The following is a 10,517-nucleotide window of genomic DNA, read 5'->3' as shown; positions in this document are numbered from 1 at the left end:
TTTGAAGCTCTCCGCTGCCCTGCTGGCCATCGCCCTGTCAGCCCCTTTTGGGGGGATCAACCCCGCAGCAGCGGAGGAGCTGACCAAAACTGAACTCACACCAGCCCAGGCGACAGCGGCCGCTGAACTCCTGCTCGAGGCTCTTCAGGAGCGTCAAGGAGACGTCATGCACAACGCCCTGGCCGAGCCGGTTCAGGCCAGTGTTGATGTGAAGACCGTCCAGGACCGCCTGGACCAACGCGAAGCCATCGCTGCGACCCGCGTGGTCAACGTGATTCCTGGTTACAACACCACCACGGTTGACGCTGTAGTGACCACCTCATCCGGTGACGAAGGGATGCTGATGGTGCTGGATGAGGACGGCAAACTGCTCGCCTGGAAGTGGAGCGACCGGATCCAGCCGATCGAAACAACGGCCCTCGACTTCACCCGCGACCTGGCAGCAGGACGCTGGATTGCCGCGCGATCCAAGATGTCCCTCCAACTCCAGGAGGAGCTGGCCCCGGGAGATCTGGAACGCAAATGGACCAAGCTCAGCAAGGTGTCAGGTGGATTCCGCAAGGTCAAGGACGCTGTGATCGCCCATCAAGGCGGCGATCAGCAGCTCGTGCTGGTGGCTGTCGCCTTCGGCCAGGCCACCACCAACCTGTTCGTGATCTTTGACGCAAGCGGTCGGATCATCAACGTCGACATTTCCCGAGACTTCGTCTGATCAACAGCGGATCTGTTTCGTAAATCGGGCTTAACATCTCGCCCAATTCACAGATCTCCCATGGGTGTCGCCGCAGTCCTCGACTGGATGGTGCAGGACGGCGAACGGTTGGCGAATTGTCGCCATGACCACCCGTTTGCGGTGCTTGGTCCTCAACCCTCGGATCAGGATTGGACCGTGCGCATGTGGATGCCGGAAGCCCAAACAGTCACCCTGTTGCAGGCTGGCGACGAGATCGCCATGACAACGCCGAACCACCCCTGGGTGTTCGAGGCACAGCTCACCAGAGACCCCGGCTGCACTTACCGGGTCAGGGTTGAGCGGGGCGGGATCGTGCACGAACAACACGACCCCTGGGCCTTCCGCGGCGAATGGATGGGCGAAATGGATCGCCACCTGTTTGCTGAAGGCAACCATCACCACATCTGGCAAAAGATGGGTGCCCACCTCACCGAGCGTGACGGGGTCAGGGGTGTGATGTTCTGCCTGTGGGCACCCAGCGCTCTCACGGTCTCCGTGATTGGAGATCTGAATTCATGGGATGGACGTCACCACCCCATGCAGCAGCGCGTCGGGGGCATCTGGGAACTGTTCATCCCCGGCCTCGAGGAGGGACATCTCTACAAGTATGAAATCCGCACCCAGGACGGTCACTGTTACCAAAAGGCTGATCCCTACGGCTTCCAACACGAGGTTCGTCCCGACAACAGTTCCGTCGTGGCACGTCTGGACGGATTCCAATGGTCCGATCAGGGCTGGATGCAGAAGCGCGACAGCAGCAACGCGCTGGATCAACCCATCTCGGTGTACGAAATGCACCTGGGCAGCTGGATCCACGCCTCAGCGGATGAGCCCTGGATTCAACCCGACGGCACCCCTCGGACGCCCGTTCCCGCTGCGGAGATGAAACCCGGCGCTCGCCTGCTCACCTACGCCGAACTTGCTGAACGCCTGATTCCTTACGTGAAGGAGAGAGGCTTCACCCACATCGAGGTGATGCCGATCACCGAGCATCCCTTCGACGGCTCCTGGGGCTATCAGGTGACGGGTTGGTATGCCCCCACCAGCCGTTACGGAACGCCCGATGAATTCCGGGCCTTCGTGGATCGCTGCCACGCTGAAGGCATCGGCGTGATCATCGACTGGGTTCCGGGCCACTTCCCGAAGGATGCCCACGGCCTGGCCTTCTTTGATGGCACCCATCTCTATGAACACAGTGATCCCCGGATCGGAGAACACAAGGAATGGGGAACGCTGATCTTCAACTACAGCCGCAACGAGGTTCGTAATTTCCTCGTCGCCAACCTGGTGTTCTGGTTCGAGCAGTTCCACATCGATGGCATTCGCGTGGATGCCGTGGCCTCGATGCTCTATCGCGACTACCTGCGTCCCGACGGGGAATGGCTGCCCAATGAGAACGGTGGTCGGGAGAACATCGAAGCCGTTCGCTTCCTGCAGCAGGCCAACCACGTGCTGTTCCAGCACTTCCCAGGGGCCCTCTCGATCGCGGAGGAATCAACCACCTGGCCGATGGTGACGCAGCCCACGGGCAGCGGCGGTCTCGGATTCAACCTCAAGTGGAACATGGGTTGGATGCACGACATGCTCGATTACTTCGAGCTGGACCCGTGGTTCCGCCAGTTCCACCAGAACAACATCACCTTCTCGATCTGGTACACCTACACCGAGAACTTCATGCTGGCCCTGAGCCACGATGAAGTGGTGCATGGCAAGAGCCATCTCCTGCACAAAATGCCTGGTGATGACTGGCAGAAGTACGCCAACACCCGTGCCCTGCTTTCGTACATGTGGACCCACCCCGGCAAGAAGACGATCTTCATGGGGATGGAATTCGGCCAGAGAGCCGAATGGAACGTGTGGGGGGATCTTCAGTGGGATCTGCTCAATTACGACCCCCACAAAGGCATCCAGCGGTTGGTGGATGACCTCAACGTTCTCTACAAGGCTGAGCCAGCCCTCTGGCGGGACGACTTCGACCAGTTCGGCTTCCAGTGGATCGATTGCAACGACAACCGCCACTCCGTGATCAGCTTCATGCGTCGAGAGAGAGCCAGCGGCACCTGGCTCGTGGTGGTGGCGAACTTCACACCCCAAAGCCACTCCCACTACCGCGTGGGCGTTCCGCTCTCCGGCTTCTACGAGGAAATCTTCAACTCCGATGCGGCCAAGTACGGCGGCAGCAACCTCGGCAACATGGGCGGTAAACCAACAGACGAATGGGGCATCCACGGCTACGAGAACTCTCTGGATCTCTGCCTGCCACCGCTGAGCCTGATGGTGTTCAAGCACGACCCGAAGCGCAGCCTGAGCAGCAGCGACCCCGACAACATCGTGTGACGAAGGTGATGACAATGAAGCGGTAAGGCTCTAGCGGAGCCTTTGATTCGGGTAGGTTTCCGGCTGACCTGACCGGCCTTGATGAGCGACTCTTTACCCCTGCTCCTGCGCGCTGCGCGCGGTGAATCGGTGGAGCGTCCTCCCGTGTGGATGATGCGCCAGGCCGGTCGCTACATGAAGATCTACCGGGACCTGCGGGACAAGTACCCCAGCTTCCGGGAACGTTCCGAAAACCCTGATCTCTCCTACGAGATCTCGATGCAGCCGTTCCACGCCTTCAAGCCCGACGGCGTGATCCTGTTCTCCGACATCCTCACGCCGTTGCCGGGCATGGGGATCGATTTCGACATCATCGAGAGCAAAGGACCCCAGATTGGCGATCCGATCAGGACCATGGCCCAGGTTGATGCCCTGCGCCCTCTGAACCCCGCCGAGTCGATGCCCTTCGTGGGCGAAGTGCTGGGTCGTCTGCGCCAAAGCGTTGGCAATGAGGCTGCTGTTCTCGGTTTCGTTGGTGCTCCCTGGACCCTGGCCGCCTACGTGGTGGAAGGCAAGAGCAGCAAGAACTACGCGGTGATCAAGGCCATGGCCTTCCGCGAGCCCGACATCCTTCACAAACTGCTCGACCACTTCGCGGAGTCGATCGCCAATTACCTGCGCTATCAGATTGATTCCGGCGCCCAGGTGGTGCAGATGTTTGATTCCTGGGCTGGCCAGCTGAGCCCTGCGGACTACGACACCTTCGCCGCCCCGTATCAGAAGAAAGTGGTGGATCTGGTCAAGCAGACACACCCCGACACCCCCTTCATCCTCTACATCTCCGGCAGTGCCGGCGTGATCGAGCGGATGGCCAAAACCGGTGTCGACATCGTTTCACTGGATTGGACCGTGGACATGGCGGAAGCCCTGGCTCGCCTTCCCGAGCACGTTGGCGTTCAAGGCAACGTGGACCCCGGCCTGTTGTTCGGCACCCCGGAGGCGATTGAAGCCCGCATCGATGACTGCGTGCGCAAAGCCCGCGGCCGGAAGCACATCCTCAATCTGGGCCACGGCATCTTGCCGGGAACTCCGGAAGAAAATGGTGAAGCCTTCTTCCGTGCTGGCAAGAGCGTGATGGACCGTCTCGGGGCTGTCGTTTGACCCGCATCCTGGTGACCGGCGCCAGCGGTTGCGTCGGTCAGTACATCTCCCGCTGGCTGCTGGATCATTCCGATGCGGAGCTGCTGCTCTGGCTGCGGGATCCCTCCAAACTCACGGCTGTTTCAGCAGACCATCCACGCATCCGCCTTCTGGTCGGTGACCTGCGGGACACCGACCGGTTCGCTGACGAGCTGGCCTTGGTGAACCGGGTGATTCATACCGCCACGGCCTGGGGTGACCCCGAGCGGGCCGAACAGGTGAATGTGCTGGCGGTGAAACGGATGCTGGCGCTTCTCGATCCCAGCAAGTTGGAGCAGATCATTTACTTCTCAACGGCCAGTGTGCTCGATCGGCACCTGCGCCCCCTGCCGGAAGCTCTGGCCTACGGCACGGAATACATCCAAACCAAGGCTCGCTGCCTCAGGGATCTTGAGCAGCACCCTCTGGCCAGCAAAGTCGTCGCGGTGTTTCCCACCTTGGTGTTCGGTGGACGGGTCGACGGCACCAGCCCCTTCCCCACGAGCTACCTCACCGAAGGTTTGGCTGAAGTCAGCCGTTGGCTCTGGCTGGCCCGCTGGCTACGGGTGGATGCGAGCTTCCACTTCATCCATGCGGAAGACATCGCCCGCATCTGTGGCCTGTTGGCCACAAGACCGCATGAGCCAAACCGAGAACCCGGGCAAGGCGCCCTGCGTCGGGTGGTGATGGGACAAGCGGCCATCTCGGTGAACGACACCGTGAAAACCCTCTGCCGCTGGCGCGGTGTGGCCCGGACGCCCGGCATTCCGCTCTGGCCATGGCTGATTGAGACCCTGATCCGCGTTCTGCCGATCGAAGTGAATGCCTGGGACCGGTTCAGCATTCGCCAGCGCCACTTCATCCATGACCCGGTGACGCAGCCGGAACGTTTCGGCGGCAGCAGCCATGCCCCTGACTTGGCAACAGTTCTTTGTGATTCCGGCCTACCCAACCGCGGAACCCCCAGATCAGCACGTAATGTCCATGCATCGACCTAGCCCTTTCATGCGCTCCGTCATCCGCACCATTGCAGCTGCCTGCTGCGCCTTCCTGATGCTGATCGGCCTCAACGTCGGCAGCGCTCAAGCTGCCACCGTTGAAGTGAAGCTCGGCACCGACGGCGGGATGCTCGCCTTTGAGCCCGCCACCGTGAACATCAAGGCCGGTGACACCGTCAAGTTCATCAACAACAAGCTGGCTCCTCACAACGCCGTTTTCGAAGGCCACGATGAGTACAGCCACTCTGATCTCGCCTTCAACCCCGGCGAATCCTGGGAAGAGACCTTCGCCACCTCTGGCACTTATGACTTCTACTGCGAGCCCCACCGTGGCGCTGGCATGGTCGGCAAAGTGATCGTTGAGTGATTCCAGGGTTTCTGAAGAAACCACTCGAATTCATCAGACAACCCTGAGCTGTGTGTCAATCACAGCCCAGGGTTCTTTTTTTTGACGGAACCGATGGATAGCTTGGGGTATTGCAGGGGTTGCGATGGCACGCGTATCAGGCCTGATCCTGACGTTGCTGATGATCGTTGGCGCGACAGGTCTGCTGTCTGCTCCGGCGATGGCGATCGACACGATGGAAAGCTCCGCCTTGGAGCGAGGTGAGCAGATTTTCAACAGCAACTGTGCGGCCTGTCACATGGGCGGCGGCAATGTGATCCGCGCCAACCGGACACTGAAGATCAGCGACCTCAACAACCATGTTGAGGCCTACACGAGCACCCCGCTGGAGGCCCTCGAGCATGAGATTGAGGATGGCCTGAATGCGATGCCCGGCTATGCCGACAAACTCACGGAAGAGGAGATTGTTGCTGTGGCCACCTACATCGAACAACGGGCCGAATTGGGCTGGTCCAGGCGATGAGTCGTGAAGCTCTTCGCGATTTTTTGCGGGCTGTGGAGCACCACCAGGGCTTGCGGCGTGATGCGGCCCAATGCAGCGATGACGATCAACTGTTGGCCCTGGCACGCCGCCATGGGTTCAATGTGATCCAGCGGGATCTCCGCGACGATGCCCGCGAATCAGCCATCACCAGTTGGTTCGAAACCAGCCGAATCCAGCGCTCGTTTCAATCAGCACCCTTCCAATCAAATCCCTCGCAATCAACAGTCTCCCAATCAACAGCCCCGCAACCACCAAAGACCTGATGGCCGTTGTCACCCTGCTCAGTGATTTCATCGACGGCACCAGCATGGCCCTGGCGGAAGACACCGACGCCGCCGATCTGAACGCCTTCATGACCGCCAATCAAGGCCGGCTCTGGGCGAGCGTGCAGCAGCGCCGCCGGCAGCGGCAGCAAACCATCGAGCGGCGAGGTCCGGGAACGGTGTACTTCGCTGCGGACGCCCCAGGGGCTGCGGCCGTGGAGCGCTACCTCGGCAGTGACACGGGCTCAGCTGAGGAAGCAGCAGCGCTGCAGGCCATGCGGAGCGCTGGGGTGGAGATCGCACCCCATGTGGGGGCAGAGCGTGAACGCGATGTTCTGCTCAACGGCCGGTTGAAGGACCTGACGGCCCAGGCCAAGGCCAAGGGTTTTGGTTGAAGCCATGGGCGATGCAGCGATGACGCTTCCTGAGAACCCGCTTGGCCTGCAGAGTTTTGACGAGCTGGTGGAGTGGACCGTGTCCTACCTCCACTTCAAACACGCTCTGGAGGTGATTGCCTTCACCCCAGAGGTCGCAAGGTCGTATCTCGATCGCTTCAGCGCGTTCAGCAGCCGCTATGCCACGGAGATGAAAAAACAGGACATCCTTGAGGCCCGACTCCCCAAAGAGATGAGGGAGAGCATCGAAGCCGAAAACGCTCACCGCGCGCTTCTGCGGAAGCTGCTCAACGGCTGATCAAACGGCGGACTGAGCCTGCTTGGCCGCCTGCAACACAGCCAGATAGAGATCCTCGTCGATTTCCCGGATGTCGTACTCCGTGGGTTTCACACCGTGGTGGTGCTCATGCACCACCATCCAACAGCTGCGTTCCAGCTCACCGCCAGCCGTTGCTGCGAGCGCCAGACCCTGCTGCACGAGGGAGTCCACCAGCGGCTGATCAGGCATTGGCATCCAAGGGTTCGGCAAACTCTAAAAAGACACCCCGGTTTGCCGCTCCCTGGCGTGGGGACCGATCCAAAGGCTTCGGTTTGCCCCCACTGAAAACGGAACAAGCCCCATACGGTGAACCCAGTTGAAACGCATCCGAGATGCAACCCACGGCGGAACAGTTCACCGAACAAGCCTGGGCCGCCATCGTCGCCGCCCAGCAACTGGCGCAGAGCGCCAGGCATCAGCAACTTGAAACGGAGCATCTGCTGCTTGCGCTGTTGCAGCAGAACGGTCTGGCTGGACGCATTCTCAGCAAAGCAGGGGTCGACGTCGGCAATTTCCAGGCGGCCGTCGACAGCCATCTCAGGCAGCAGCCCAGTCTTGGCTCTCCACGGGAATCGGTGTTTCTGGGACGCTCCCTGAACAGCTGCCTGGATCGCGCCGAAACAGCCCGCGATGGTTTCAGTGACAGCTACATCGCCATCGAACACCTGTTGCTGGCCTTGGCGGACGATGACCGCTGCGCGCGTCAACTGCTCAGCCAAGCGGGCGTTGACACCAGCAAACTCAAACAAGCCATTACAGCCGTGCGAGGCAACCAGACGGTGACCGATCAAAACCCGGAAGGGACCTATGAATCGCTTGAGAAGTACGGACGGGACCTGACGGCCGCCGCCCGTGACGGAAAGCTGGACCCGGTGATCGGTCGCGACGAGGAGATCCGGCGCACCATCCAGATCCTCAGCCGGCGCACCAAAAACAACCCCGTGCTGATCGGCGAACCCGGGGTCGGCAAGACCGCCATTGTTGAGGGATTGGCGCAGCGCATCGTGAATGGCGATGTGCCCCAGGCCTTGCAGAACCGTCAGCTCATCGCCCTCGACATGGGAGCCCTGATCGCCGGTGCGAAATACCGCGGTGAGTTCGAGGAACGGCTCAAAGCTGTGCTCAAGGAGGTCACCGCCTCGGAAGGCCAGATCGTGCTGTTCATCGATGAAATCCACACGGTGGTGGGCGCTGGCGCCACCGGTGGCGCCATGGATGCCAGCAATCTGCTCAAGCCGATGCTGGCCCGGGGGGAACTGCGCTGCATTGGCGCCACCACCCTCGACGAGCACCGCCAGCACATCGAAAAGGACCCCGCCTTGGAGCGTCGCTTCCAGCAGGTGCTGGTGGATCAACCCACGGTGGAAGACACCATCTCCATCCTGCGTGGTCTGAAGGAGCGCTATGAGGTGCATCACGGTGTGCGCATTGCCGACAGTGCCTTGGTGGCGGCGGCTGTGTTGAGCAGCCGCTACATCGCCGACCGCTTCCTGCCCGACAAGGCCATCGATCTGGTGGATGAGTCGGCCGCCCGCCTCAAGATGGAGATCACCTCCAAACCAGAGGAGATCGATGAAATCGATCGCAAGATCCTGCAGCTGGAGATGGAGAAGCTCTCCCTCGGCCGTGAATCCGACAGCGCCAGCCAGGAACGCTTGCAACGGATTGAACGGGAACTGGCGGAACTGGGCGAACAGCAAAGTTCCCTGAATGCCCAGTGGCAGCAGGAGAAAGGAGCGATCGATGAGCTGTCGTCGCTCAAGGAGGAGATCGAACGGGTGCAGCTGCAGGTGGAACAGGCCAAACGCAGCTACGACCTGAACAAAGCAGCGGAACTGGAATACGGCACCCTGGCCTCGCTGCAGAAGCAGTTGCTCGAACAGGAAGCCCAGATCGCCTCAGAGGAGCCTGGCGAGAAAGGCTTGCTGCGGGAGGAGGTGAGTGAAGACGACATCGCCGAGGTGATCGCCAAGTGGACCGGAATCCCTGTGGCGCGGCTGGTGCAGAGCGAAATGGAGAAGCTGCTGCAACTCGAAGATGACCTGCATCAGCGGGTGATCGGCCAGCACCAGGCCGTCACCGCCGTCGCCGATGCGATTCAACGGTCCAGGGCGGGGCTGAGCGATCCGAACCGCCCCATCGCCAGCTTCCTGTTCCTCGGCCCCACGGGTGTGGGCAAGACGGAACTCTCCAAAGCCCTCGCCAACCGGCTGTTCGACAGCGATGACGCCATGGTTCGCATCGACATGTCGGAGTACATGGAGAAGCACACCGTGAGCCGTTTGATCGGGGCACCTCCCGGCTACGTGGGCTATGAGGCCGGTGGCCAGCTCACCGAAGCGGTGCGTCGTCGGCCCTACGCCGTGATCCTGTTCGACGAGGTGGAGAAAGCCCACCCGGATGTGTTCAACGTGATGCTGCAGATCCTTGATGACGGCCGTGTCACCGATGGGCAGGGCCGCACCGTGGACTTCACCAACACCGTGCTGATTCTCACCAGCAACATCGGCAGCCAGTCGATCCTGGAGCTGGCCGGCGATCCCGAGCAGCATGGAGCGATGGAAAGCCGGGTGAATGACGCTCTCCGGGCCCATTTCCGGCCGGAATTCCTCAATCGCCTCGACGATCAGATTATCTTCCACAGCCTCAGGCGGGAGGAACTACGCGAGATCGTCACCCTTCAGGTGGAACGTCTGCGCCAGCGGCTGGCTGAGCGCAAGCTGGAGCTCAGCCTGAGCGATGGGGCCGCCGACTGGCTCGCCAATGCCGGATATGACCCCGTCTACGGGGCACGACCGCTGAAACGCGCTGTGCAGCGGGAACTGGAGACACCCATTGCCAAAGCGATCCTGGCGGGTCGTTACAGCGAAGGGCAGGCGATCAGCGTGGAGCTGGAAGCGGACGCGTTAGCCCTGCGCTGAAAACCAGGCGGGAACAGCGCTGTAGGTGGCGGCATTGCGGCTGTTCTCCCGCGCCTCCACGCCAAAGCAACAGGTGCGACCGCCGTCCCGCTCCCGCAGCAGCTCATTGGCCCAGGTCCAGATCAAGGCCGCCGTTGCCTCCATGCCCACGTTCTCCATCACGCGGAGATCAATGGCCTGGAGGAGGTGCAGGCGCTGCCATTCCGCCAGCAGTGGATCGTCGGCATTGACCAGAAAGGTGTGGTCGAACTGCTGCCGCAGCCGTTGCTCGAAGGGGCGAAGGCTGGAAAAATCAACAACAAACCCGCAGGCATCCAGCTCCGTTGCGGCGAACCAGAGGTTGAAACTGCGGCTGTAGCCATGCACGAAGCTGCAATGGCCCTGGTGGCGCCACTGGCGGTGACAGCAGGGATAGCCGCTGAAGGCTTTGCTGCAGCTGTAGGGGGTCGGAGAAACCAGCAAGGAGTGAAAACGCGGAATAGAGCACGCTGCGGGAAGATTCA

General features: G+C 61.1%; 12 protein-coding genes. 10 read left to right on the top strand and 2 right to left on the bottom strand.

Annotated elements, in window-relative coordinates; all coding sequences use genetic code 11:
* Position 1: 1 nt before the first annotated feature.
* From SynA1544_RS05125 to SynA1544_RS05085, 9 genes are all read left to right on the top strand, one after another.
* Positions 2-712 (top strand): DUF3887 domain-containing protein, encoded by a 711-nt coding sequence (locus tag SynA1544_RS05125; RefSeq protein WP_186515061.1) that lies wholly within the window; start codon positions 2-4, stop codon positions 710-712.
* A 60-nt stretch (positions 713-772) separates the two neighbouring features.
* Entirely contained in the window at positions 773-3,070 is a 2,298-nt protein-coding gene (gene glgB / locus SynA1544_RS05120; RefSeq protein WP_186515060.1) for a 1,4-alpha-glucan branching protein GlgB, read from the top strand.
* A gap of 81 nt (positions 3,071-3,151) precedes the next feature.
* Complete coding sequence (hemE, locus tag SynA1544_RS05115) at positions 3,152-4,210, top strand: uroporphyrinogen decarboxylase (RefSeq protein WP_186515059.1); 1,059 nt, start codon at positions 3,152-3,154, stop codon at positions 4,208-4,210.
* Positions 4,207-5,226: an NAD(P)-dependent oxidoreductase gene (locus SynA1544_RS05110; protein WP_186515058.1), complete on the top strand. Its 1,020-nt coding sequence runs from the start codon at positions 4,207-4,209 to the stop codon at positions 5,224-5,226. The genes hemE and SynA1544_RS05110 overlap by 4 nt, the downstream gene beginning before the upstream one ends.
* A gap of 7 nt (positions 5,227-5,233) precedes the next feature.
* Entirely contained in the window at positions 5,234-5,593 is a 360-nt protein-coding gene (petE, locus tag SynA1544_RS05105; protein WP_186515057.1) for a plastocyanin, read from the top strand.
* 124 nt (positions 5,594-5,717) lie between these two features.
* Positions 5,718-6,095, top strand: a complete 378-nt coding sequence (locus SynA1544_RS05100) for a c-type cytochrome (RefSeq protein ID WP_186515056.1) — start codon at positions 5,718-5,720, stop codon at positions 6,093-6,095.
* A complete protein-coding gene (locus SynA1544_RS05095; protein WP_255477729.1) occupies positions 6,092-6,379 on the top strand; it encodes a Nif11-like leader peptide family natural product precursor in 288 nt (95 codons plus the stop codon). The genes SynA1544_RS05100 and SynA1544_RS05095 overlap by 4 nt, the downstream gene beginning before the upstream one ends.
* Entirely contained in the window at positions 6,379-6,774 is a 396-nt protein-coding gene (locus tag SynA1544_RS05090) for a hypothetical protein (protein WP_186515055.1), read from the top strand. Before SynA1544_RS05095 ends, SynA1544_RS05090 begins: the two co-directional genes overlap by 1 nt.
* A 19-nt stretch (positions 6,775-6,793) precedes the next feature.
* Complete coding sequence (locus tag SynA1544_RS05085) at positions 6,794-7,072, top strand: hypothetical protein (protein WP_255477728.1); 279 nt, start codon at positions 6,794-6,796, stop codon at positions 7,070-7,072.
* On the opposite strand, the gene SynA1544_RS05080 is transcribed toward SynA1544_RS05085, so the two are convergent.
* Positions 7,073-7,282 (bottom strand): hypothetical protein, encoded by a 210-nt coding sequence (locus SynA1544_RS05080; protein WP_186515053.1) that lies wholly within the window; start codon positions 7,280-7,282, stop codon positions 7,073-7,075.
* Between the two features lie 143 nt (positions 7,283-7,425).
* On the opposite strand from SynA1544_RS05080, the gene clpB reads away from it, so the two are divergent.
* Positions 7,426-10,014: an ATP-dependent chaperone ClpB gene (gene clpB / locus SynA1544_RS05075; protein ID WP_186515052.1), complete on the top strand. Its 2,589-nt coding sequence runs from the start codon at positions 7,426-7,428 to the stop codon at positions 10,012-10,014.
* Here clpB and SynA1544_RS05070 read toward each other — a convergent pair.
* Positions 10,000-10,476 (bottom strand): 6-carboxytetrahydropterin synthase, encoded by a 477-nt coding sequence (locus tag SynA1544_RS05070; RefSeq protein ID WP_186515051.1) that lies wholly within the window; start codon positions 10,474-10,476, stop codon positions 10,000-10,002. The genes clpB and SynA1544_RS05070 overlap by 15 nt on opposite strands.
* Positions 10,477-10,517 lie beyond the last annotated feature (41 nt).

Source organism: Synechococcus sp. A15-44, from assembly GCF_014280115.1.
Lineage (GTDB): Bacteria > Cyanobacteriota > Cyanobacteriia > PCC-6307 > Cyanobiaceae > Parasynechococcus.
The sequence above is the reverse complement of the archived record's forward strand: the minus strand, read 5'-3'. Positions and strand labels throughout refer to the sequence as shown.